Annotated in this window: 28 protein-coding genes; 27 read left to right on the top strand and 1 reads right to left on the bottom strand. The window is 66.0% G+C overall.

Annotated features, from left to right (window positions below; genetic code table 11):
* The first annotated feature begins 97 nt into the window (after positions 1-97).
* From AC1DK4_RS06320 to AC1DK4_RS06190, 27 genes are all read left to right on the top strand, one after another.
* On the top strand, positions 98-646 hold the full coding sequence (locus AC1DK4_RS06320) for a P27 family phage terminase small subunit (RefSeq protein WP_441616214.1): 549 nt from the start codon (positions 98-100) through the stop codon (positions 644-646).
* Positions 603-2,336, top strand: coding sequence for a terminase large subunit (locus tag AC1DK4_RS06315; RefSeq protein ID WP_441616212.1), 1,734 nt, complete (start codon positions 603-605; stop codon positions 2,334-2,336). Before AC1DK4_RS06320 ends, AC1DK4_RS06315 begins: the two co-directional genes overlap by 44 nt.
* Before the next feature lies 1 nt (position 2,337).
* Positions 2,338-3,633: a phage portal protein gene (locus AC1DK4_RS06310; RefSeq protein ID WP_441616210.1), complete on the top strand. Its 1,296-nt coding sequence runs from the start codon at positions 2,338-2,340 to the stop codon at positions 3,631-3,633.
* The gene (locus AC1DK4_RS06305) at positions 3,608-4,318 is read left to right on the top strand and encodes a head maturation protease, ClpP-related (RefSeq protein WP_441616208.1); all 711 of its coding nucleotides are present in this window, start codon (positions 3,608-3,610) and stop codon (positions 4,316-4,318) included. The genes AC1DK4_RS06310 and AC1DK4_RS06305 overlap by 26 nt, the downstream gene beginning before the upstream one ends.
* Positions 4,319-4,392: 74 nt before the next feature.
* Positions 4,393-5,625 carry a phage major capsid protein gene (locus AC1DK4_RS06300; RefSeq protein ID WP_441616206.1) on the top strand — a complete coding sequence of 411 codons (1,233 nt, stop codon included), beginning with the start codon at positions 4,393-4,395 and terminating at the stop codon, positions 5,623-5,625.
* 65 nt (positions 5,626-5,690) lie between these two features.
* A complete protein-coding gene (locus AC1DK4_RS06295; protein ID WP_441616204.1) occupies positions 5,691-5,984 on the top strand; it encodes a hypothetical protein in 294 nt (97 codons plus the stop codon).
* Positions 5,985-5,986: 2 nt separating this feature from the next.
* A complete protein-coding gene (locus tag AC1DK4_RS06290) occupies positions 5,987-6,535 on the top strand; it encodes a head-tail connector protein (RefSeq protein ID WP_441616202.1) in 549 nt (182 codons plus the stop codon).
* Between the two features lie 8 nt (positions 6,536-6,543).
* Positions 6,544-6,897, top strand: coding sequence for a phage head closure protein (locus tag AC1DK4_RS06285; RefSeq protein ID WP_441616200.1), 354 nt, complete (start codon positions 6,544-6,546; stop codon positions 6,895-6,897).
* Positions 6,890-7,363 (top strand): HK97 gp10 family phage protein, encoded by a 474-nt coding sequence (locus AC1DK4_RS06280; protein WP_441616198.1) that lies wholly within the window; start codon positions 6,890-6,892, stop codon positions 7,361-7,363. Before AC1DK4_RS06285 ends, AC1DK4_RS06280 begins: the two co-directional genes overlap by 8 nt.
* Positions 7,364-7,414: 51 nt before the next feature.
* The gene (locus AC1DK4_RS06275) at positions 7,415-8,002 is read left to right on the top strand and encodes a phage tail terminator protein (protein ID WP_441616196.1); all 588 of its coding nucleotides are present in this window, start codon (positions 7,415-7,417) and stop codon (positions 8,000-8,002) included.
* A 2-nt stretch (positions 8,003-8,004) separates the two neighbouring features.
* Positions 8,005-8,262, top strand: coding sequence for a DUF2635 domain-containing protein (locus AC1DK4_RS06270; protein ID WP_441616195.1), 258 nt, complete (start codon positions 8,005-8,007; stop codon positions 8,260-8,262).
* Positions 8,262-9,761 (top strand): phage tail sheath subtilisin-like domain-containing protein, encoded by a 1,500-nt coding sequence (locus AC1DK4_RS06265; RefSeq protein ID WP_441616193.1) that lies wholly within the window; start codon positions 8,262-8,264, stop codon positions 9,759-9,761. The genes AC1DK4_RS06270 and AC1DK4_RS06265 overlap by 1 nt, the downstream gene beginning before the upstream one ends.
* A gap of 64 nt (positions 9,762-9,825) precedes the next feature.
* Positions 9,826-10,173 (top strand): phage tail tube protein, encoded by a 348-nt coding sequence (locus AC1DK4_RS06260; RefSeq protein WP_441616191.1) that lies wholly within the window; start codon positions 9,826-9,828, stop codon positions 10,171-10,173.
* Positions 10,170-10,469, top strand: a complete 300-nt coding sequence (locus AC1DK4_RS06255; RefSeq protein ID WP_441616189.1) for a phage tail assembly protein — start codon at positions 10,170-10,172, stop codon at positions 10,467-10,469. The genes AC1DK4_RS06260 and AC1DK4_RS06255 overlap by 4 nt, the downstream gene beginning before the upstream one ends.
* Positions 10,412-10,606, top strand: coding sequence for a hypothetical protein (locus AC1DK4_RS06250; protein ID WP_441616510.1), 195 nt, complete (start codon positions 10,412-10,414; stop codon positions 10,604-10,606). Before AC1DK4_RS06255 ends, AC1DK4_RS06250 begins: the two co-directional genes overlap by 58 nt.
* Before the next feature lie 3 nt (positions 10,607-10,609).
* Positions 10,610-12,550 carry a phage tail tape measure protein gene (locus AC1DK4_RS06245; RefSeq protein ID WP_477131441.1) on the top strand — a complete coding sequence of 647 codons (1,941 nt, stop codon included), beginning with the start codon at positions 10,610-10,612 and terminating at the stop codon, positions 12,548-12,550.
* A gap of 10 nt (positions 12,551-12,560) precedes the next feature.
* The gene (locus AC1DK4_RS06240; RefSeq protein ID WP_441616185.1) at positions 12,561-13,802 is read left to right on the top strand and encodes a DNA circularization protein; all 1,242 of its coding nucleotides are present in this window, start codon (positions 12,561-12,563) and stop codon (positions 13,800-13,802) included.
* Positions 13,799-14,920 (top strand): phage baseplate assembly protein, encoded by a 1,122-nt coding sequence (locus AC1DK4_RS06235; RefSeq protein ID WP_441616183.1) that lies wholly within the window; start codon positions 13,799-13,801, stop codon positions 14,918-14,920. Before AC1DK4_RS06240 ends, AC1DK4_RS06235 begins: the two co-directional genes overlap by 4 nt.
* Positions 14,917-15,432, top strand: a complete 516-nt coding sequence (locus AC1DK4_RS06230; protein ID WP_441616181.1) for a phage baseplate assembly protein V — start codon at positions 14,917-14,919, stop codon at positions 15,430-15,432. Before AC1DK4_RS06235 ends, AC1DK4_RS06230 begins: the two co-directional genes overlap by 4 nt.
* Positions 15,429-15,824, top strand: a complete 396-nt coding sequence (locus AC1DK4_RS06225; protein WP_441616179.1) for a phage GP46 family protein — start codon at positions 15,429-15,431, stop codon at positions 15,822-15,824. Before AC1DK4_RS06230 ends, AC1DK4_RS06225 begins: the two co-directional genes overlap by 4 nt.
* Complete coding sequence (locus AC1DK4_RS06220) at positions 15,814-16,863, top strand: baseplate J/gp47 family protein (protein ID WP_441616177.1); 1,050 nt, start codon at positions 15,814-15,816, stop codon at positions 16,861-16,863. The genes AC1DK4_RS06225 and AC1DK4_RS06220 overlap by 11 nt, the downstream gene beginning before the upstream one ends.
* Positions 16,851-17,453, top strand: a complete 603-nt coding sequence (locus AC1DK4_RS06215; protein ID WP_441616175.1) for a YmfQ family protein — start codon at positions 16,851-16,853, stop codon at positions 17,451-17,453. Before AC1DK4_RS06220 ends, AC1DK4_RS06215 begins: the two co-directional genes overlap by 13 nt.
* A gap of 1 nt (position 17,454) precedes the next feature.
* Positions 17,455-18,426 carry a hypothetical protein gene (locus AC1DK4_RS06210; RefSeq protein ID WP_441616173.1) on the top strand — a complete coding sequence of 324 codons (972 nt, stop codon included), beginning with the start codon at positions 17,455-17,457 and terminating at the stop codon, positions 18,424-18,426.
* A 9-nt stretch (positions 18,427-18,435) separates the two neighbouring features.
* Positions 18,436-18,645, top strand: a complete 210-nt coding sequence (locus tag AC1DK4_RS06205) for a hypothetical protein (protein WP_441616172.1) — start codon at positions 18,436-18,438, stop codon at positions 18,643-18,645.
* 83 nt (positions 18,646-18,728) lie between these two features.
* A complete protein-coding gene (locus AC1DK4_RS06200) occupies positions 18,729-18,926 on the top strand; it encodes a hypothetical protein (protein WP_441616170.1) in 198 nt (65 codons plus the stop codon).
* Between the two features lies 1 nt (position 18,927).
* Positions 18,928-19,389 (top strand): lysozyme, encoded by a 462-nt coding sequence (locus tag AC1DK4_RS06195; protein ID WP_441616168.1) that lies wholly within the window; start codon positions 18,928-18,930, stop codon positions 19,387-19,389.
* A gap of 23 nt (positions 19,390-19,412) precedes the next feature.
* Positions 19,413-19,742, top strand: coding sequence for a hypothetical protein (locus tag AC1DK4_RS06190; RefSeq protein ID WP_441616166.1), 330 nt, complete (start codon positions 19,413-19,415; stop codon positions 19,740-19,742).
* A 961-nt stretch (positions 19,743-20,703) separates the two neighbouring features.
* Here AC1DK4_RS06190 and AC1DK4_RS06185 read toward each other — a convergent pair.
* Positions 20,704-20,982: hypothetical protein (locus tag AC1DK4_RS06185; protein WP_441649724.1), on the bottom strand; the 279-nt coding region annotated here is incomplete at its 5' end.

The following is a 20,982-nucleotide window of genomic DNA, read 5'->3' as shown; positions in this document are numbered from 1 at the left end:
AAAACTTTTGGCGCCGCCCCTTCCACACCGCGTGCCTCCCTTTCTTTGTACGACCGGGAAATATGGGAGGGGGGTATAGCAAACAGGGGAGGTAGCGATGGCTGGAAATTCAAACTCCGGGCGCAAGGCGTTGCCCGCGACGGTGCATCTGATCCAGGGCAACCGAAGCAAAAAACCGCTGAGCGAAATCACGCAGTCCGGCGTGCAGTGGGAACTGGTGGCGGATGCGCCCGAATGTCCCGAGGTGCTCGACGATGCGGCGCGCGAAGTGTGGGACGAGCTGGCGCCGGACCTCTACATGCTCGGCCTCATCAACAAGCTCGACCAGGGCGAGCTGGCCGTGTACTGCCAGGCGTATGCCGACTGGAAGCACGCCCGCGGCATGATCCAAGAGGTGAAGAACAGCGCGCGCGGCAAGTCGGCGAAGCGGGACGCGGGCTACATCGAGTCCACGCCGAGCGGCTACAAGCAAATCAGCGTCTGGATGCAGATCGCCAACCGAGCGGAAGAGCGCATGCGCTCCTCCGGCGCGTTGTTCGGCCTCAACCCTTCGGCGCGTGCGCGCGTGCAGCTGCCGGCGGGCGGCCAAGGGGAGTTGTTCCGTGGTGACGAAAGGGAAAAAGCCAGCAAGTACTTCGGTGGATGATGACCGCACGACCGCATACGCGCATGCGGTCGTGGCCGGTGAGATCCTGGCTGGGCCGCATGTGCGCGCCGCGTGCTCGCGGCATTTGCGCGACCTGGTGGAGGGGCCGGCTCGCGGGCTGGTGTGGGATCTCGCCGCGGCCCAGCGCGCCATCGGCTTCTTCGAGGATGTACTCTGCCTGAACGGTGGCGATTACGAAGGCAAGCCGTTCGACGTACAGCCGTGGCAAGCGTTCATCATCGGCTCGCTGTTTGGCTGGAAGGGGTCCGATGGTTACCGGCGTTTCCGCGTCGCCTACGTCGAAACGGCAAAGGGCAGCGGCAAGTCACCGCTGGCCGCTGGCATCGGGCTCTATGGGCTGACCTCCGATGGTGAATCGCGCGCCGAGATCTACGCGGCGGCGACGAAAAAGGACCAGGCGCAGATCCTGTTCCGCGATGCGGTGGCCATGGTCGACCAGTCGCCGCTCCTGGCCAGTCGGATCGAAAAGTCCGGCGGCGCCATGCGGGAATTCAACCTCTCGTATCTGCCCACGTCGTCATTCTTCCGGCCGGTCAGCGCCGACGATGGCCAGTCGGGGCCGCGCCCGCATATCGCGCTGCTCGACGAGGTGCACGAACACAAGGGTCCGCACGTCGTCGAAATGCTGCGGGCCGGCACGAAGAGTCGGCGCCAGGCGCTGATCTTCATGATCACCAATAGCGGCACCGACAAGCGCACGGTGTGCTGGGATTACCACGACTACGGCGCCAAGGTCAGTGCCGGCTCGTTGTCCGACGACAGCTTCTTCGCGTTCATCTGTGCGCTCGATGAGGGCGACGATCCGTTCAAGGATGAGGCGTGCTGGGGCAAAGCCAATCCCAGCCTCGCGTATGGCATCCCGGGCATGAAGTACCTGCGCGAACAGGTGACGCAGGCGCGCGGCATGCCGTCCAAAGAGGCGACCGTGCGGCGCCTTTGCTTCTGTGAATGGACGGAGGCCGCTTCGCCGTGGATTGGTGCCGATCTGTGGTTTGCCTGCCAGCCCAAGCCGCCGCCGACGCTTGCGTCGCTCTACGGTCGCTCCGGCGTCGCCGGACTGGACCTCTCCAGCACGCAGGATTTGACCTCGCTCGTCGTGGCGCTGGACCCGACCGACGATGACCCGATCGCGCGGATCATCCCGTACTTCTGGCTTCCGGGTGATGGTCTCCACGAAAAGGCCGAGCGCGATCGCGTGCCGTATCTGGCCTGGCGGGATGCTGGGTATCTAGAGGCGGTGCCGGGCCGCGCCATCAACAAGCTGTTTGTGCTGCGCCGGCTCGCCGAGGTCAGTGCGATGTTCGATCTGCGCGAGATCGCGGCGGATCGGTGGCGTGTCGAGGATTACGAGGCGCTCATCGAGCAGGAGGGGCTGAGCCTGCCGCCGTTCTACAAGTTCGGGCAGGGCTTCAAAGACATGGGGCCGGCTGTCGACGAGTTCGAGCGGCTTCTGCTCGACCAGCTGCTGGCGCACGACGGGAATCCGGTGATGACATGGAACGCCGCGAATGCGGTCACCGAGGAAGACCCGGCGGGCAACCGGAAGTTGTCAAAGCAGCGCGCGACCGGGCGCATCGACGGCATCGTGGCCGGCGTGATGGCTGTCGGCCGACTCGTCGGTGTGACGGAATCCAACGAAATTGAGAGCGGCTACGCCACCTTGGACTGATATGGGCTTCTTTGACTTTTTGCGCGGCGCCAGCGTGGCGTCAGATTCCCCGCCGGCCGACGAGCCGCCGGCGGGGCGGGTGGAGCCGACCTTTCACAATCAGTCGGTCATCGTTCAATCGTCGGACCCGACGCTCATGGAGTACTTTGGCGGCGGCGGGCAACCCTCGGCGGCGGGTAAGGCCGTGACCGAAGACACGGCCGCGCGCGTGGCGATGGTGTTCGCCTGCACGCGGCTCATTGCCGGCGCCATGGCGTCCCTGCCTCTGCATTTTTACGAGCGCACCGCCGGCGGCGGGCGGCAGCGATGGGAGACGCCGCTGTGGTGGCTCTTCAACGAGCAGCCCACGCCGCGCTTCTCGGCCGCGACGTTCTGGGAGTACATCATCAAGTCGATTCTGTTCCACGGGGACGGCTTCGCCACCCTGCGGCGCAACAGCGCCGGCACGCCGGTTCAGGTCGTGCCGCATCATCCGGCTGATGTGCTGGTCGAGCGCAAGGGAGACCGGCTCGCGTACTACGTGCAGGATCTGGGCGTGCGCCGCGGCTACGACCAGGACGACGTGCTGCATTTCCCCGGCTTCGGCTTTGACGGGCGCCGAAGTCTCTCGGTGATCCAGTACGCGGCCAAGCAGCAAATCGGTTTCAACCTGACCACGGACGAATTCCGTGGGCGGTTCATGAGTCAGGGGCTGCACACGCCATTCTTCTTTCAGACCGACAAGAAGATGGATCCGGACAAGCGCGAAATGATGCGCAGCGAGTTTGAGCGCAAGTATCGCGGCTACCAGAACGTCGGGGCGCCCATGGTGCTCACCGAGGGCGTGACGCTCAAGACCATCCAGATGTCGATGGCCGACGCGCAGCTCATCGAGCAGCTGAAGATGTCCAACGCCGACATCTGCCGCTCGTTCGGCGTGCCGCCCTTTATGGTCGGCGATCCGGAAGGGGCCACCAACTGGGGCAGTGGGATCGAGCAGCAGGGGATCGGCTTCGTCATGTACACCCTGCAGCCCTACACCAATCGGAACGAGCAGGAAGTCAATCGCAAGCTCTTCCGCACCAGCAAGTACTTCGGTGAATTCAATGTCGATGGCCTGCGCCGTGGCGATCAGAAAAGCCGTGCCGAATTCTTTAAGACCGCGCTCGGTGGTACGCAATCACCAGGCTGGATGGTGCCGAACGAAGTCCGCGCGATCGAGAACATGCCGCCCATCGTGGGTGGCGACAAGCTCTTTGCCCCTGTGGCGAAACCCAACGGAGATAAGCCAAATGAAGGCACTCAAGAACCGGCTTAGTCAGCTGCTGCGTAACGAAGCCAAAGCCGGCCCAGGCATTCGCGCCGAGGGCGACACGCTGTATCTGTACGACGTGATCGGCGACTGGGGCGTGCCCGCTGATGGGTTCGCCAAGGCGCTGGCCGCCATGACGGCCGACGTGGTGCATCTGCGCATCAATTCGCCCGGCGGCGATGTGATGGACGGGCGCGCCATGGCCACCGCGATCGCCAACTATCCGGGCAAGGTCATCGCGCACATCGACGGGATCGCCGCCAGCGCGGCCACCTACGTTGCCCTGGCCGCCAGCGAGGTCGAGATCAGCGAGGGCGCGTTCTTCATGATCCACAACGCCTGGGCGGTGGCCATCGGCAACAAGGCGTCCATGACGGAAATGGCTGCGCTGCTCGATAAGGTCGACGGCACCATCGTGGCCGACTACAAGCGCAAGACGGGCAAAGACGAGGCCCAGATCGTCGCGTGGATGGCCGCCGAAACGTGGTTCACCGCCGATGAGGCCAAAGAACATGGCTTCGTCGACCGCGTCGTGCCCGCGGCGAAGTCGGGCGGCGACGCCAAGGCATGGAACCTCGCCGCCTACCAGAACGCACCGGCAGCGCTCACTGCGCCGCCGGCCAACGAGCCGGACCTTGCCGAGATCGCCGCCAGCAACGCGCGGCGACTTCGGTTGCTCGAAGCCGCGTAACGCCTCTCGCGTTGCCAAACCGCCCGCCCTGGGAAACCACGGCGGGCTTTTTCATTTCCATCTCTGGAGAACACATGATCCAAGCACTGCGCGAGAAGAAAGCGGCACTGGCCCGCGACGCTCGCAACATCCTGGCCAGCAAGGGCGACGCCAAATGGTCCACCGATGACCAGAAGAAATACGATGACCTGCTGGCGCAGATCGAGGCCGTGAATGCCGAGATCGAGAACCACCAGCGGCTGCTGGACATCGAGGCCGACAACGCCTTTAACGAGATCACCGGCCAAGAGCCCGGCCGTGGCGGTGCTGCGCCGCCGGCAGCGGCGGTCGACCCGCAAACCGCCAAGGCACGTGCGCTCTTCGACAAGTGGCTGCGCAATGGTCCGACCGCGCTGACGTCTGACGAATGGCAGCTGGTGCGCAACACCATGTCCACCACCACGCCCGCCGAAGGTGGCTACACCGTGCAAACCGACGTGGCAACCCGCTTCATCGATGCGATGTCGGCTTATGGTGGCATGCGCGATGTGGCGGAGACCATCCGCACGGCTACCGGCAACCCGATGGGCTTTCCGACCACGGACGGCACCACCGAGGAAGGCGAAATCGTCCCCGAGAACACCCAGGCGGGCACGGCCGACATTTCCTTCGGCACGCGACCGCTCAACGTGTACATGTTCGGCTCCAAGATCATCACGGTGCCGATCCAGCTGCTGCAGGACAGCACGCTGAATATCGAGTCGCTGGCGTTCAATCGCATGGCCACCCGCATCTCGCGCGCGGCCAACCGCAAGTTCACGGTGGGTACCGGCACCGGCGAGCCGACGGGCCTGATCACGGCGGCCGCGGTGGGCAAGACCGGCGCCACGGGCAGCACCACCTCGGTGGGCTTCGATGACCTGGTTGACCTGCAGGAGTCGGTCGACGAGGCGTACCAGGCCGGCGCCCGCTGGATGTTCGCGCAGAGCACCCGCAAGGTGGTGCGCAAGCTCAAGGACGCCAACGGTCGCCCGATCTGGACGCCCGGTTACGAGGGCGGCATCACCAAGGGCGCGCCCGACGAGCTGCTCGGCAAGCCTGTGACCCTCAATAGCCACGTACCCGCGATGGCGGCGAACGCGAAATCGATCTCGTACGGCCAGCACGACAAGTACATGATCCGCGACGCGCTCGAGGTGACGCTGTTCCGCTTTGCCGATTCTGCCTATGCGTCGAAAGGTCAAGTTGGCTTCCTGGCCTGGGCGCGCAGCGGCGGCAACCTGATGGACCTGTTGGCCGTCAAGGCCTACCAGAACTCGGCCACCTAAGCCGAGGCGATCGCGCTGGATGGCCCGGCTGGGCCGTCCCTACCAACCCAGCTTTAGGAGTCGCAATGAGCGATCTAACCAACGAAGACAACGGCGGTACCGTGGGCGGTGTCGAGGATAACGGCGCCGAGGCGGCGCGCATCGCCGCGGAGCAGGCTGCTGCAGCGGAGGCTGCAGCCAAGAAGGCGGACAGGGCTGCGGTGCCCGTCAAGGCACGCGTGCTGGTGGACTGCGAGCACGGTGCGCCCAATCAGGTGGTGACGCTGCCCAAGGCCGTCGCTCTCGCGGCAGAGAAGGCCGGCGTGGTCGACACCGCGAAAGAGGCGGTCGCCTACGCCGAGTCGATCGCCCAGGGCTGACCATGCGTTACGAGACCGTGACGGAGCCTGCCGACGAGCCGGTCTCGCTGGCGCAGGCCATGGAGCAGGCGAGGATCGACGGCATCGACGCTGATCCCAACCTGCAGGCTCGGCTCGCGGGTGTTCGGCGGGCGACCGAAACCTACCTGCGTCGGCCGCTGCGTGCACAGCAATATCGGGCGCTGCTCGACGATGACGAGCAGCTCGGCGAGATCCTGGTGCGCGGCTACGGGCCCGCGACGGTCACGTCGGTCTCGTATCTCGACGCCAGCGGCGCGCGGCAGACCGTGCCGCTGCTGGCGTACCGCACCGAGGAGGTCGCGCGCGGGCTGCTGGTGCGGCCCGTCAAGGCGTGGCCGGCGGGATCCGGCTTCCAGATCGAGTTCGATGTGGGCTTCGCGACCGTGCCCGAGGACATCTGCCTGGCGATCCTCATGCTGTTCGCCGAGCTGTATGCCAAGCGCGAGGTGTCGGCCACCACCTTGTCCGAGTCCGATTTCAACATGTACGACTGGCTGCTGGCGGATTACCGCTGCGGCATTGGGCTCTAGGAGGGGCGATGCTCAGTGAAGTCACCATTTTGCGGGAGCCCGGCGCAGGGGAGCTGGATCGGCGGGTGCAGATCCGCCGGCGGCTGGATCTGCCGGTCGGCGTCGTCGACGTGGAGCAGACCTTTCCGGCCACGATGCCGCGCTGGGCCAAGGTCGTGCCCGTCAGCGCGGCGACGTACATGGAAAGCGCCGCCACCGACTCGGCCGTCACGCATCGCGTGATCGTCCGCTACCTCGATGGGCTCACCGACGCGCACGAAGTCGTACACGGTGACGCGGTCTACCGGGTCAAGCGCGCGGCCCATATGAACGGCGCCAAGCGCTTCACCATGATCGAGGTGGAGGAGCTGCGCCATGGCTAAGTCCGGCTTTTATGTGCACGTCGAAGGCTTCGAGGGATTTGATCGCTCGATCGACTTCGACAAGAAGCAGATTCGGCGCGCCATGCGCCAAGCGGGCGCCCTGGTCGTGAAAGATGCCCGTGGCCGCGTGACGAAGCAGGGCGCATCCAAAGGGGGCGGCTACCCGTCCAGGCGGACGGGGCGCCTGGCCAAGTCCATCCGGGCCAAGGTCAGCCGATCCGGCTTTCTGGTGCGCATCGAGCCAAAGACCGGCAAGGACGTGCCGGCGAGCGATCCCTACTTCGCCTATCTGTATTACGGCGTCCGCAGGGGTGCGACCAGGCGAAAGGACCACAAGGCCCAGTCCAGCGGCCCGTACCGCGTCCAGCCCCGTGCCAACTACATGGCGGATGCCTTGGAAGCCCAGGCGGGGCCGGTGCGGAATCTCTTGAGTGCTGCGCTCGCGGCTGGTCTGCGGGTGAAGTGACAACGCCACAACCTCTCACCAGCCCCGCCGCGCGCGGGGCTTTTTCTTGCCATGAAACTCTCCCCGGTAATCGACCAGCTACGCCGTTACGCGCCGACGTTTGGCGGCCGCGTGGCCGGTGGCTTGGAGTTCGAAGTGGTGCGCGACAGCGCGCTGCTGTCGATGCCGGCCGCCTATGTCGTGATGACGGCCGACGATCCCGGTGACAACGCCGAGCAGACCGGCATCCGCCAGGCCATCGTCGACGAGTTCGACGTGGTGGTGGCGCTCAAGACGGGCGACGAGCGTGGTCAGTCCGTCGCCGATCCACTGCATGACATCCGCGCCGAGCTGCTGCGCGCGCTGGCCGGCTGGAAGCCGTCCGACGACTACGAACGCGTCATGTACGACGGCGGCCAGCTGCTGCTGATCGACCGTGGCCGGGTGTTGTACCGCTTCACGTTTCGGTGCGAGTGGACCCTGGGCCATGGGAGTGCGCCGGAAACCTTCGAGGAGCTGGAGTTGGCGGGCCTGCCTCCTATTGAGGGCATCACGATCAATCTCGACGCCATCGACCCGATGGCGGATCCCAACCTGAACAAGCCCGGCCCCGATGGCCGGATCGAAACCGTGCTCCGCGTGGAGCTAGACGAAGGATGACCATGAACGCTGACCGCAAGACGGTCCACGTGACCCCGGCTGAGGGGCGCGTGGTGCCGGATCCGCAATACCGCGACAACCTGCCGCCCGAGGGGCGCGCCGTGGTCCGCACTCCTTACTGGGTGCGTCGCATCAACGATGGCGACGTGACGATCGAGGGCGAGCCGGGGGCCGCCGTCGAAAGCGTGGCCGAAGTCCAGGGCCAAGCCAGTGAGGCCGAAGTGGCCCCGGCCGGCAAGACGGGTAAGGGGGGCAAGTAATGTCCGTGCCATTCAGCAACATTCCGAACGACCTCCGCGTCCCGCTGTTCTTCGCCGAGGTCGACAACTCGCAGGCCGGCGGCGGCTCCGCCACAATGAAGCGCCTGCTGATCGGGCAGGCCAGCGACGACGCGACGGGGGTGGCCGGCAAGCTGTATCTGGCGACGCGCCAGGCGGACGTCGATGCGATCACGGGCGAGGGCTCCATGCTCTCCGCCATGTACCGCAAATTCCGCCTCGGCGATCCGATGGGGCAGATCTGGATGCTCCCGGTCAAGCTGGCGTCCGGCGTGGCCGCGACGGGCAAGTTCGCGATCGCCGGCACTGCCACCGAGGCGGGCATCCTGTCGGTGTATGTCGCGGGCCGCCGGCTGCAGGTGACGGTGGCCAGTGGCATGGCAGCAGCGGCCGTCGCCACTGCGCTGGCCAACGCCATCAACGCGGCGCTCAACATGCCCGCCAAGGCAGTGGCGGCGACCGCCGACGTGACAGTCACCTGTAAGTGGAAGGGTGCCACCGGCAACGACATCCGTCTGGAGATGAACCGCGCCGGCCTGACCAATGGCGAGCGCACGCCGGCGGGCCTGACCGTCACGGTGACGGCGATGGCGTCAGGTGCCGGCAATCCGGACATGGACGCGGTGCTGGCGGGGGCGGGTGACGAAGAGTTCGAGTTCGTCTGCCAACCGTGGACCGACTCCACCACACTGAATGCCTGCGCGGACTGGATGAGCGACATCTCCGGGCGCTGGGCATGGATGGCGCAACTCTACGGCCACGTCTACACGGCGATTCGTGGCGCGGTCGGCGCGCTGGTTGCGGCCGGTTCGGTGCGCAATGATCAGCACATGACCATGGGCGGCATCGAGGCCAATGTGGCCTCGCCCGTATGGGAAGTGGCGGCGGCGTTCGTCGCGCGCCAGGCGGTGTTTATCTCGGCGGACGTGGCTCGCCCCACGCAAACCGGCCAGCTGCTTGGCATCGACGCGGCGCCGGCCGGCGAGCGGTTCCTGTTGCAGGAGCGTCAGGCGCTGCTCAACAATGGCATCGCCACCTTTGCCTCGGGCGATGGCACCCTGCGCATCGAGCGCGCCATCACGACGTACCAGAAGAACGCCTACGGGCAGGCCGACGACTCGTATCTCGACAGCGAGACGATGCACACCACGGCCTACGTGGTGCGCTACCTGCGCTCAATCGTCACCAGCAAGTTCGGGCGTCACAAGCTGGCCAACGATGGCACGCGGTTCGGGGAAGGGCAGGCCATCGTCACCCCGTCCATCATCCGCAACGAGCTGATCGCCGCGTACATGCGGCTGGAGCGTGACGGCATCGTGGAGAACGCCGATCTCTTCGCGCAGTACCTGGTGGTGGAACGTGACGCGAACAATTCGAACCGGGTCAACGTGCTGTTCCCGCCGGACTATGTGAACCAGCTGCGTGTCTTCGCGCTGCTCAACCAGTTCCGCCTGCAGTACCCCGACCAGGCCGCCGCGTAAGCACCGGCTGTCTCAACCTCGCGGCCCGCCATCGTGCGGGCCGTTTGCATTTTAGGAGACCGATATGGGTCAAAAAATTGCCGGTACCGTCTACGTCAAGGCGGACGGTACGCAGTTCGATTGCCAGGGCGCGGGCGAGGCGCCCATCACGAAGTACAAGCGCGAAAGCATCCGCCCCGGGATGATCAAAGAGGAGGATCTGGTCCCCTACATCAAGGCGGACATGTCGTTCACCAAGGACTTCCCGCTCACCAAGCTGCAGGACGCGATCGACATGGTGGTCACGATCGAGTTCAAGAACGGAAAGACTTACGTGCTCACCGGCGCTTACGTGGTCGGCGAGCCGTCCGCTGCTGGCGATGACGGCAAGGTGTCGCTCGAGTTCAATGGCGTGGAGGGCAAGTGGCAATGACGACAACCACCATCAAGCTCACCAAGCCCGTCAACGCGCACGGTGAGGCGATCGACGAGATCGTGCTGCGCGAGCCCAAGCCGGCCGACGCCCGGGTCATCAAGGCCATGCCGTACTGGATCGACAAAGACGAGAACGTGCAGCTCAACCCGACCGCCGCGGCGCAGTACCTGGTCAAGTGCGGCGGCATTCCGATGTCGGCTGTCGACGAACTCGATCTGTCCGATTTCAATGCGCTGTGCTGGGCGGTCGCCGGTTTTTTCTTCAAGGGCAAGTCACCGACGCCGACGACCTGATCCGCGTCGCGTACGACCTTGCCAGCTTCTGGAAGGTGGATCCCGAGGTGGTGCTCGACCGGCCGGTCAGCATCATCGCGGAGCAGTACGACCACGCCATGCGCATCAACCGGCAAAGCGTGCCGGACACGGAGTAGGGGATGGCCGATAAGTTTCAACTCAAGGCGCTGATCACCGGCGTCGACAAGCTGTCGCCCACGCTGGCAGGCATCCGCAAGAACCTCGCTGGTTTCCGGAAGGGGCTCAAGGCCGATGGCATGGGCAGCCTTTCGTTCGGCGACGTGCTGGCGGGTGGCGTCCTGGCGGCGCCGGTGATCGCCGCGACCAGGGCGGCGATCGACTTCGAATCGGCGATGGCCGACGTGCGCAAGGTGGTCAACTTCGAGACGCCGGGCGAATTCAAGGAAATGGGGCAGGACATCGTCAACATGTCCAAGCGCCTGCCGATGGCCGCCAAGGACATCGCGGCCATCACCGCCGCCGGCGGCCAGGCCGGATTCGCCAAGTCTCACGAGGAGCTGCTGCAGTTCTCCGAGGACGCCGTCAAGATGGGCGTGGCGTTCGACCAGAGCGCTGCGACGGCCGGCGAGATGATGGCCACCTGGCGCACGTCGTTCAAGCTGGGGCAGACCGAGGTGGTCACGCTGGCCGACCAGATCAACTACCTCGGCAACACGGGGCCGGCCAAGGCGAACAAGATCTCCGAGATCGTGACGCGGATCGGCCCCCTGGGCGAGGTGGCCGGCTTCGCGGCCAGCCAGATCGCCGCCATGGGTGCAACGCTGGCGGGCATGGGGGTGCAGGAGGAGATCGCCGCGACTGGCATCAAGAACATGATGCTCACGCTCACCTCGGGCACCAGTGCGACGAAAGAGCAGCAGCAGACGTTCAAGGCGCTGCGACTCGATGCCAAGCGGCTCGCCGTAGATATGCAGAAGGACGCGCAGGGCACGATGCTGCGCGTGCTGACGGCCATCGGCAAGGTGGACAAGTCGAAGCAGGCATCGGTGCTCGACGGGCTGTTCGGCAAGGAATCCATCGGGGCGATCGCGCCGCTGCTCACCAACATGGATCTGCTCAAGGCCAACTTCGAGAAGGTGGGTGACGCCTCGAAGTACGCCGGCTCGATGCAGGCCGAATACGCGGCCCGCGCGGACACCACGGCGAACAACATGCAGTTGATGCAGAACCGGGTCGCCGGTGTCGGCATCGCGGTCGGCAACATCCTGCTGCCGCCACTCAATAACTTCCTCGCGGTGGCTGGCCCGCTGGTCGATGGCGTGGCTGCATTCGCCAATGCCAGCCCGGGCGTGATTCAGGGCGTCCTGGGCGCTGCTGCGGGCCTCTTGGTGCTCAAGCTGGCGGTGGTGGGGGTGTCGGGCGCCATGGCGCTGCTTAACGGCATCCTGAGTCTGTCTCCGGTCGGCCTGGTGGTGCGCGGCATCGCGCTGGCGGCTGGCCTGTTGATCGCCAACTGGTCGACGGTGGCGCCGTTCTTCGCGGGCATCTGGTCGGCGATCAAGGGTTACGCCGAGGTCGCATGGGGCTGGATCAAGGTCGCGCTGGACTGGACCGTGCTGGCGCCGATCATCCGCAACTGGGAGCCGATCAAGGAGTTCTTCGGCGCGCTTTGGGGCGCGGTGGTAGCGGTCACTGGCGTCGCGTGGCAGGGCATCAAAGCCCTGTTCTACAACTTCACGCCCCTCGGTCTGATCATTTCCAACTGGGAGCCCATCGTCGCGTGGTTCCGCGGCCTGTGGGACCGGGTCCGGCCGTACATCGAGCCGCTGATGAGCGGCGCGCAGTGGGTCGGTCAGAAGGTCGGCGCGCTGTTCCAGGACTCGCGCCCGGCCGCCACCGAGGCACTCGGCAACGGGGTGCGCTCCGGCACGCAGGGCTTGCGGGACTGGACGGCATCCCTGTCTGGGCAGACGGCCCAGGCGCAGCAGCTGCGCGGCGACATGGTGGTGCGGTTCGAGAACGCGCCGCCGGGCACCCGTGTCGATCCAGGCAATACCAATCAGCCGGGGCTCACCATGACCCCGCGCGTCGGCTTCCGGTCGCTGTCCGGGGCATCCTAAAGGAGAAAGCATGGCCAGCTGGCGCGACAAGTTGCGCCCGGCGTCATTCCGCGGCGTCCCGTTCCAGGTGGATGGGGACAAGGTGCCCGTGGGGCGACGCACGGTCACGCACGAATACCCGGGCAAGAACGTGCCCTATGTCGAGGACATGGGGCGGGCAACGCGGGCGTACAAGGTCACCGCCTTCGTCATCGGCGCGGACTATATGGACAAGCGCGATGCCCTGCTCAAGGCGCTTGAGCAGGAGGGGCCTGGCGAGCTGGTGCATCCGTGGCTGGGCACGATGCAGGTCGCGGCGGGTGAGGGCGAAATGTCCCACGCTTACGCCGAGGGCGGCATGGCCCGCTTCGATCTGACCTTCACCGAGTCGAGCGAGCTGCTCAACCCGACCGCCAAGGTCAACACCGGCAAGGCGGCCTCCGCTGCCGGCGCGGCGCTGGCCGAGGGCGGGCTGACACGCTTCGAGCAGGCCATGGCCGCGGTCAACACGGCGCAGGTCAATGTCGCGCAACTGTCCAAGGCCGCCGCCGGCACGTTCGGCGCGCTGCAGCAGTACGCCGCGCCGCTGGCCGCGGCGATCGGGACCGCGCAGAACCTCGCCAGCCTGGTGCTCAACGCGCCGGGCGAGCTGACCGGCACGATTCGCGGCGTGATGGCCAACCTGCCGGGCGCCTTCCATGCGTTCGATGGCTTCGGCAGTGGGCTGGGTAGCCTGTTCGGCAAGGCCTCGGCGGTATCGTCGCTCGCGGCAATCGTGCCGCCGCAGGGTGAGGCAGCGGCGGCGGTCCACGATGCCACGGTGAAGCTCACGCAGGATCTGCTGATCGCCGACACCGTCAAGGAGGTGGGCGAGATGCCGGTGGCCACCGCGCCGGCGCCATTGCCGACAGCCCCGTCTGTGGACGTGCAGGTGCAGCAGCCGATCGAGCGGCCGGAGATCCCGGTGGCTGACGACGTGCTCGACGTGCGCGAAGAGGTCACAGAGGCGATTTGGGGGCAGGCGCAGGCCGCACCGCAGTGGCACTACCAGCTGCTGACCGATGCGCGGATTCAGGTGTCGCGGCACCTGGCGGCCGTGGCGCGGCCGGCGGTGAGGCTGACGACCGTCACGCCTGGCCAGCCGGTGCCGGCGCTGGTTCTCGCGTATGCGCGCTTTGGCGACGCCACGCGGGCCGACGAGATCGTGGTGCGTAACCGTGCGTCGCATCCCGGCTTTCTGCCGCCGGCGCCTCTGCAGGTGGCCATGAAATGAGCGATGCGAGCGAGGTAACGCTGACCGTCAACGGCATGGACTACGGCGGCTGGAAAGACGTGCGGATCGGGGCGGGCATCGAGCGCCAGGCGCGGGACTTCTCGGTCGGCATTACGTGGAAGTGGCCGGGCGGCGGTGACCGGCCGCGCATGATCCGGCAGGGCGATCGCTGCGAGGTCCGCATCGGTGGCGAGCTGATGCTGACCGGCTGGGTCGATGCGACGCCCGTGCGGTGGGATAGCCGGGAGATCTCCACCTCGGTGACTGGCCGGTCGCTGACGGGCGATCTGGTGGACTGTGGCGCTGACAACGCGCCCGGCCAGTGGCGCAATCAGGGCGTGCTGCGCATCGTGCAGGCGCTCGCGCAACCGTTTGGCATCACGGTGCGCAGTGAGCTGCAGGACAACGCGGCGCTCGCCGACCACACGATCCAGCCTGGCGAGACGGCGTTCGAGTCCATTGATCGGCTGCTGCGCCTGTCTCGGCTGTTGTCCACCGATGACGCGCAGGGGCGGCTTGTGATCGCCCGGCCGGGTAGTGCTGGCCGGGCGGTCGATCGCCTTGAGCGCGGCGTCAATCTGCTCAGTGGTGACGCGCCGCTGGACTTCGCGAATGTGTTTTCCGAGTACGTCAGCAAGGGGCAGCGGGCCGGGACGGATGAGGTCTATGGCCTGGCGGCCAGCGAGGTCGAGGCGCGAGCGACAGACGCGCGAATCCCGCGCAAGCGCGTGCTGGTGCTCCACGAGCGTGGGCAGATGACGCCCGAGCTGGCACGCCAGCGCGTGGCGTGGGAGCGCGAGAACCGGATCAGCAAGGCGCTGCAGGCCACTTATGAGGTGCGAGGCTGGCGGCAGTCCAACGGGGCGCTATGGCGGCACAACCAGATCGTGCGCGTCGTCGATCCGCTGGTGGGCTTCGACCGGGATCTCCTGATCACCGAGATCGAGTACAGCCTGAGCAACCAGGGCGGCACTAAGGCAAAGCTCACGGTGGCGCCGCCGGATGGTTTCGAGGCTGAGCCGCCGGATCCAAGCAAGCGCCGAAAACGGGACAAGACCGGCAAGGGGAAGGATGACTTCGAGTACCTGCTGCCGGCCGATTGGGAAAAAAGGAAATGAACCAGTTTGTGACAGGCATGCTCGCGCGTGGCGGGGTGGTGCTGGCCAACGCCGGCCGCAAGCTGCAGACGCTGCAGCTGCGCCTCACCGCGCGCGAGGTGAAGGACAACGTGGAGCACTTTGAGCCGTATGGGTTCACCAGTTGCCCGACAGAGGGTGCCGAGGCGCTGGTGGCGTTCCTGGGCGGCGATCGCTCGCACGGTGTCGCCCTCATGGTCACCGATCGCCGGGCGCGCTTGCAGGGCCTGCAGCCCGGTGAGGTGGCGATCTTCACCGGCGAGGGGCAGGCGCTGGTGCTCAAGAACGGCAAGATCGCCGAGCTGACCACGGGCACCTTTCGCGTCAACGCCGAGGTGGCCATCGAGCTGAATGCGCCCAAGGTGACAACGCAAAAGGACTTCGAGGCCGGCGGAAAGGTCAAGGCGGCGGTTGACGTGGAAATCGCGGGCAAGCCGGTGCTGCACCACAAGCATCCCGAAACCGGCGCGATCACCGGGGAGATGCAGCTATGACGACGACCGCGCAGCAGGCGCTGCTCTATCGCGCGGCCGAGATCAGCCTGTTCACCTGGCGGCGCGCAGGGGCCGACGACCAGCTCGACGACGACCAGCGTATGGGCTGGTGGGGCGACACCTTCCCGGCCGTGGCCGGCGACCGGATCGGCTCGCGCCTCTGGCTTCTGCGCCGCAAGACGGTTGTGCCCGAGGTGCTGCGCGCGGCCGAGGCGTACGCGCGCGAAGCGCTGCAGTGGATGATCGACGACGAGCTGGTGCGCACGGTGGACGTGCAGGTGACCACGCCCGACCGCACGCGCGTCAACCTGGTGGTGACGCTATCCGACGACGGCGGTCCGCTGCCGCCGTTCAACTTCGATGACATTTGGCAGGTACAGCATGGCGTTTAGCACTCCGACACTCCCGCAACTCGTGCAGCGCGCCGATGCGGATCTGACCGCCAAGGCGGTCGATGCGCTGCGCCGCTCCGACCAGGTCGTGATCAGCCGCGTGCATGCCGGCGCCACGTCCGGCCTGCATGGTCATATCAAGTGGGCGGCCGACCAGATCCTGCCGGATACCTGTGACGAGGAGATGCTGCTGCGCATCGCCAGGCTGCGCCTCAAAACGCCGCGCGGCGAGGCGATCGCCTCCACCGGCCCGGTCGCCATGAATGGGCAGGCGCCGGCCGTCATCGATGCGGGAACGATCCTGCAGACGCCGGACGGCCGGCGCTACGCGGTGGTCACGCCCGTCGAATTTGCCGGCGCGCAGGCCACGGTCACGGTGACGGCGGTGGATCCCGGCCGCGGCGGGGACGTGGCCGAGGGGGCGGCGATGGAGCTGGTGTCGCCCGTGCTTGGCGTCGCGGCTGCTGGTGTGGTGGGGGTGGGCGGGATCGTGGGCGGCACCGATCAGGAAACGATCGAATCGCTGCGCTCGCGCGTGATCCGCTCCTACCAGATCGTGCCGCAAGGCGGCGCAGCGGACGACTACGTGACATGGGCGCTGGAGGTCACCGGCATCACGCGCGCCTGGTGCATTCGCAACTACATGGGGCCGGGCACCGTGGGGCTGTTCGTGGTGCGCGACAACGATGCGAGCCCGATCCCGGTGCAGGCCGTGCTCGACCAGGTCAAGGCGCACATCGAGGCGACGCGCCCGGTCACGGCCGAGCTGTATGTGCTCGCGCCGGCGGCCAAGGTGATCGCCTTCCAGATCAAGGCGATTCCCGACACCACGCAGACTCGTGCGGCCATCGAGCAGTCGCTGCGCGATCTGCTCAAGCGCGAGGGCGATCTCGGGGTCACGGTGATCCGCACGCACCTGGGTGAGGCGATCAGTCAGTCGCCCGGCGAGAACGATCACCAACTGGTCGCGCCGGCGGCCAGCGTGGTGCTGGCGGTCAATGAGATCCCGACCTTCGGAGGCATTGCATGGCTGCCGTAAGGACCGACGCGGAATACGCGCAGCAGTTGAGCGCGCTGCTGCCACCGGGGCCGGCATGGGAAGTCGAGCAGGCGGCGGCGATTCACGCGCTGCTCGCCGGCCTCGCGCCCGAGTTTGCGCGCGTCGATGCGCGGGCCGGCGACATGATCGAGGAGGCGGATCCGCTCACCGTGCGCGAGCTGGTGCCGGATTGGGAGCGCGTCATGGCGCTGCCGGATCCGTGCATGGGGGCGACGCCCTCATTCGAGGATCGGCGCAAGGCGGTTCGGGCCCGGCATGTCGCGGTGGGTGGCCAAAGCATTCCCTATTTCCTGTCGATCGCGTGGGGGCAGGGCTATCTCGACGCCACGATCACCGAGCATCGCGCGCCCCGCTTCGGGCGGTCGCGCTTCGGGCGGGACCGCTTTGGCACCTGGGGAAAGCAGTTTTTCTGGACAGTGAATCTCGGGCGCCGCATTGAGGGCGGGCGGCGCTGGGGTGTCACGCAATGGGGTGAGCGGTTCGGTATGAACCAAAACGAGGGCATTGAGTGTCTGCTGAAGCGCTACGCGCCGGCCCACACGATCGTCCTGTTCAACTACGAGGAGTGATATGGATTACCCGAAAAGTGTCCCGGGCGTCGGGTTGGTCGACGGCAAGTTTGTCGACGAGGACGCCACGATTGGCCGGATCGGCTCGCTGATCCCGGCGAGCTGGGGCAACGCGATCACCGACGAGGTGTTGGCAGTCTGTGCGCAGGCCGGGATCGCGCCGGATGAAACGAAGCGCAACCAGCTGGTGCAGGCGATCATGGCGCTGCTGCCGCGTGGTGGGCATGGTCAGTGTCGCCTATCGGTGGTGAGTGGCACGCAGCTCAAGCTGTCGGCGTTCGATGGCAATGGCCTGATCATTGCCGGGGCGCCGCAACAGATCCCGGCGGCCGGGGTATCGATTGACAACACCGGGCTGGCGGCAAGCACCAACTACTACGTGTATGCGTACATGACGGCGGGTGGTGTGATGGCGCTGGAACCGTCGACGACGGTGCGCGCCACGGATACGAATGGTGTGCAGATCAAGAATGGGGATCCCTCGCGGACGCTCGTCGGCCTGATCCGCACCACGGCGGCCAAGAACTTTGTTGACTCGGCGCTGCAGATGTTTTGCCTGAATTGGTTCAACCGGCGGCTTAAGCGAGGCATTGCGACGCTGCTGACCGATGTCGCTTTCACGAACACCGCGCTGGCCGAGGTGACGAGCGCGCTGCGCGTCGAGTTCCTGGTCTGGAATGAGCTGCTCAGTGGCAGCGATGGCGGGACGTTTCAGGCGATGGGGCGCCTGTCAAATAACACGTCGGGCGGGCTCACCACGGCGGCCACGTATATCGATGGTGCGCTGGCCGGGGCGGCCTCCGAGATCAGCATTTCGGGGACCACATTCCTGCGTCAGCAGTTCATCAGCGGCTCTCTGGTGAACGGGATGGCGGAGGGGAATCACACTTCGACGCTGTACGGCTCCACCTCGTCGACATCGCAAGCCACCCTGCTCGGTGGTGCCAACAACACCGTGATGATTCACGGCTAAGGAGGGGTCATGCCTGAAAACCAAAGCAACGAAAAGAAGCCGATCGGCCCGACCTTTTTTGATGAGCTGAAAGCCTATGGCGGGCTGATTGGCGAGCATTTTTCGTGGACGCCGCTCGGCAACATCGAGTTCTTCGACGACACGCCCGAGGCGGTAAAGGTGGGGGTGCAGGCCGTGTACGCGGCGCATGACCCAACCGCGCTGCTGCCTGAGGTGTAAGCCTCGGCGGTTCGCTCCACCTTCACAAAAAAAGCATTGTTCAGCCCGCCGCGTGCGGGCTTTTTCTTTTCCGGGGAACAGAAGTGATTCAAGCCGAAATGGCATCAGAGGTGGTGAAGGTCGCTCCGGCGGCGCCGGTGACGGTGATGTCGTTCATGGGGTATGGGGTGGCCGATTGGGCGAGCGCGGCCACGCTGCTTTACGTACTGGGGTTGATCGCGCATTCGCTGTGGGCCAGGGCCATTCGGCCGTGGTGGCGCGCACGCACGCGGAGGGGCTGAGATGGGCATCCAGCAGAGGATTGCGGCGGCGCTCGCCGGCGGCGCGGTGGCCATCGCGACGGTGGTGGTGGGCTTCTATGAGGGCCGCAGCAACGTGGCTTATCTGGATCCCGTCGGGATCCCGACCATCTGCAGCGGCATCACGGCCGGCGTGAAGCTCGGCCAGCGCAAGAGCGACGCCGAGTGTGAGGCGCTAATGCGCGGCGAGCTGGGCAAGGCGCTGGCCGTGGTCGACGGGGCGGTGACAGTGCCCCTGCCGCCCACACGGCGCGCGGCGCTGGCCTCGTTCGTCTACAACGTCGGGCCGGCCGCGTTTCGTAGCAGCACGCTGCTGCGCAAGCTCAATGCCGGCGACGTGGCCGGGGCCTGCGCTGAGCTGTCGCGCTGGGTCATGGCCAAGGGGCGCGTGCTGCCGGGGCTGGTGACCCGGCGTCAAACGGAGAAAGAGCTATGCCTGATGTGAGACGGGCCATTGCTGCCGGCGTCGTGCTGGTGGCGGTCTTCGGCGCCGGCTGGGTTGTCAACGGCTGGCGCAAGGATGCGCAGCTCGCCGAGCTGACAGCCGCCCGCGCGCAGGCCGACCTGGGCAGCGCCAACCTGGCGCTGCAGGACCTGCGCGAGGCCGGCGCACTCATCCATCAAAAGGCCGGCGAGTTTGCCGGCATCCAATCCATCCTGGGCGCCAAGCTGGACGCCATCCGCAAGGACTTCAAGAATGCATCGCCTTTGCCTGCTGGCTGTCGCCCTGATGATTTCCGCGTGCGCAAGCTCGCCGAAGCCGTTGCCGCGACCCAACAAGCCGCCGCCGCTCGATAGTGCGCTCGCTGCACCCTGCGTCGTACCGGACGCGCCGGCGGCGGCCGCCTATGACGCTTGGCAGGAATGGGTTATGGGGGACTTGCTGGGGGCGTTGGGGGAATGTGCGGTGCGGCACCGGAAAACGGTGGAAGCGTGGCCTGACTAATGCACTGAACGAAACGACCAGCCGAAAAGGCGGGGCGAGTCGATGTTGGTGGCGATTGCCTAGTCATTGAGAAGTCCTATCAGACGCTCCATTCTGGCTTCCGCTTGTGCAAACGCCTCAGCTTCCTCCGTGGTCGATCTTCCCGCTCGAAAGACCGTCTGAACAATGCCAGCGAGTGTGTGGTGCTTCACCAGGACGAACCTCTGATGCTTCCCGGAGGACAGGAGCTGCGTATAGGCTGTCAGATCGTGATACCCCACGCGTTTCTGGCTCTCCATTGCGCCCCCGTTTCAACGAGGAAAAATCGTAGCATGGGGCCAGTGTTCAGTGCGGCCTTGGACTGCCGCCAATGCGAGCGGAAAGGTATTGCCTATAGGCGTATTCAACGTCAGCATCCGCATCGTTACGGGCATCAAGCGGGTTGTCTCGGCACTTTGCGCAGGTGTGCCGTGTATCGGCTTCATCACCTCCGGATAGGGTCAAGAATCCCCGGTATCGCCCCGAAGGCAACTCCTCTACGGACGTGACTATAAATAGGTTGCCGCGCTGGAACGTTGTCATGATTTGCCTTCTAGCCCGGGCGAAAATAAGTCTAGCAGTGGCGTACTGAATCACAAGCGAAGGCCGGCGCCGGGGAGGGGCACGATGCAGGACGACCGTTCCGCTGGCCTTGCCGTGCAAAGTGAAGGCGCTAGCAGGTCCCCGGCTGCGTACCTCCACGAAGGGGCGGACGGCGCTGGTGGCGAGGCAGCAGCGCTCGGCGTACGAGATCAGGCTGGAGGCGGCGGTGGCGGCCTGCCGGTAGTCTCGATGCTATGGCTGTCGATACTCTCCTGTTTCAGCAACGCCGGACGTCGTTCGCGCTCGGCGATCCACGTTCCACGGTGCTCGAAGCCCGGGCTTGACGAGTTCACCGACCTTTGAGAGCACGCGGGCCAGGGATTCCCGGAGCGCCGCCAACGTGGCGTGTTCGCTGGAGATTTCTGATACCCGACCACCATTGGCAAGGATCATTATGGCGTTGTCATCGGCTGAGGTCAGTGGATCCAGCAATGCCAACACCGGAGCTTCGGGGAAAAGAACCGGCACGAG

The sequence above is a fragment of the Cupriavidus sp. 05N38 genome, from assembly GCF_056397345.1.
The sequence above is the reverse complement of the archived record's forward strand: the minus strand, read 5'-3'. Positions and strand labels throughout refer to the sequence as shown.

What these genes read in the sequence shown, in the direction of transcription:
- AC1DK4_RS06320 (WP_441616214.1), top strand. Translation starts at nt 98, where the DNA reads ATGGCTGGAAATTCAAACTCCGGGCGCAAGGCGTTGCCCGCGACGGTG.
- AC1DK4_RS06310 (WP_441616210.1), top strand. Translation starts at nt 2,338, where the DNA reads ATGGGCTTCTTTGACTTTTTGCGCGGCGCCAGCGTGGCGTCAGATTCC.
- AC1DK4_RS06305 (WP_441616208.1), top strand. Translation starts at nt 3,608, where the DNA reads ATGAAGGCACTCAAGAACCGGCTTAGTCAGCTGCTGCGTAACGAAGCC.
- AC1DK4_RS06300 (WP_441616206.1), top strand. Translation starts at nt 4,393, where the DNA reads ATGATCCAAGCACTGCGCGAGAAGAAAGCGGCACTGGCCCGCGACGCT.
- AC1DK4_RS06295 (WP_441616204.1), top strand. Translation starts at nt 5,691, where the DNA reads ATGAGCGATCTAACCAACGAAGACAACGGCGGTACCGTGGGCGGTGTC.
- AC1DK4_RS06290 (WP_441616202.1), top strand. Translation starts at nt 5,987, where the DNA reads ATGCGTTACGAGACCGTGACGGAGCCTGCCGACGAGCCGGTCTCGCTG.
- AC1DK4_RS06285 (WP_441616200.1), top strand. Translation starts at nt 6,544, where the DNA reads ATGCTCAGTGAAGTCACCATTTTGCGGGAGCCCGGCGCAGGGGAGCTG.
- AC1DK4_RS06280 (WP_441616198.1), top strand. Translation starts at nt 6,890, where the DNA reads ATGGCTAAGTCCGGCTTTTATGTGCACGTCGAAGGCTTCGAGGGATTT.
- AC1DK4_RS06275 (WP_441616196.1), top strand. Translation starts at nt 7,415, where the DNA reads ATGAAACTCTCCCCGGTAATCGACCAGCTACGCCGTTACGCGCCGACG.
- AC1DK4_RS06270 (WP_441616195.1), top strand. Translation starts at nt 8,005, where the DNA reads ATGAACGCTGACCGCAAGACGGTCCACGTGACCCCGGCTGAGGGGCGC.
- AC1DK4_RS06265 (WP_441616193.1), top strand. Translation starts at nt 8,262, where the DNA reads ATGTCCGTGCCATTCAGCAACATTCCGAACGACCTCCGCGTCCCGCTG.
- AC1DK4_RS06260 (WP_441616191.1), top strand. Translation starts at nt 9,826, where the DNA reads ATGGGTCAAAAAATTGCCGGTACCGTCTACGTCAAGGCGGACGGTACG.
- AC1DK4_RS06255 (WP_441616189.1), top strand. Translation starts at nt 10,170, where the DNA reads ATGACGACAACCACCATCAAGCTCACCAAGCCCGTCAACGCGCACGGT.
- AC1DK4_RS06245 (WP_477131441.1), top strand. Translation starts at nt 10,610, where the DNA reads ATGGCCGATAAGTTTCAACTCAAGGCGCTGATCACCGGCGTCGACAAG.
- AC1DK4_RS06240 (WP_441616185.1), top strand. Translation starts at nt 12,561, where the DNA reads ATGGCCAGCTGGCGCGACAAGTTGCGCCCGGCGTCATTCCGCGGCGTC.
- AC1DK4_RS06235 (WP_441616183.1), top strand. Translation starts at nt 13,799, where the DNA reads ATGAGCGATGCGAGCGAGGTAACGCTGACCGTCAACGGCATGGACTAC.
- AC1DK4_RS06230 (WP_441616181.1), top strand. Translation starts at nt 14,917, where the DNA reads ATGAACCAGTTTGTGACAGGCATGCTCGCGCGTGGCGGGGTGGTGCTG.
- AC1DK4_RS06225 (WP_441616179.1), top strand. Translation starts at nt 15,429, where the DNA reads ATGACGACGACCGCGCAGCAGGCGCTGCTCTATCGCGCGGCCGAGATC.
- AC1DK4_RS06220 (WP_441616177.1), top strand. Translation starts at nt 15,814, where the DNA reads ATGGCGTTTAGCACTCCGACACTCCCGCAACTCGTGCAGCGCGCCGAT.
- AC1DK4_RS06215 (WP_441616175.1), top strand. Translation starts at nt 16,851, where the DNA reads ATGGCTGCCGTAAGGACCGACGCGGAATACGCGCAGCAGTTGAGCGCG.
- AC1DK4_RS06210 (WP_441616173.1), top strand. Translation starts at nt 17,455, where the DNA reads ATGGATTACCCGAAAAGTGTCCCGGGCGTCGGGTTGGTCGACGGCAAG.
- AC1DK4_RS06205 (WP_441616172.1), top strand. Translation starts at nt 18,436, where the DNA reads ATGCCTGAAAACCAAAGCAACGAAAAGAAGCCGATCGGCCCGACCTTT.
- AC1DK4_RS06195 (WP_441616168.1), top strand. Translation starts at nt 18,928, where the DNA reads ATGGGCATCCAGCAGAGGATTGCGGCGGCGCTCGCCGGCGGCGCGGTG.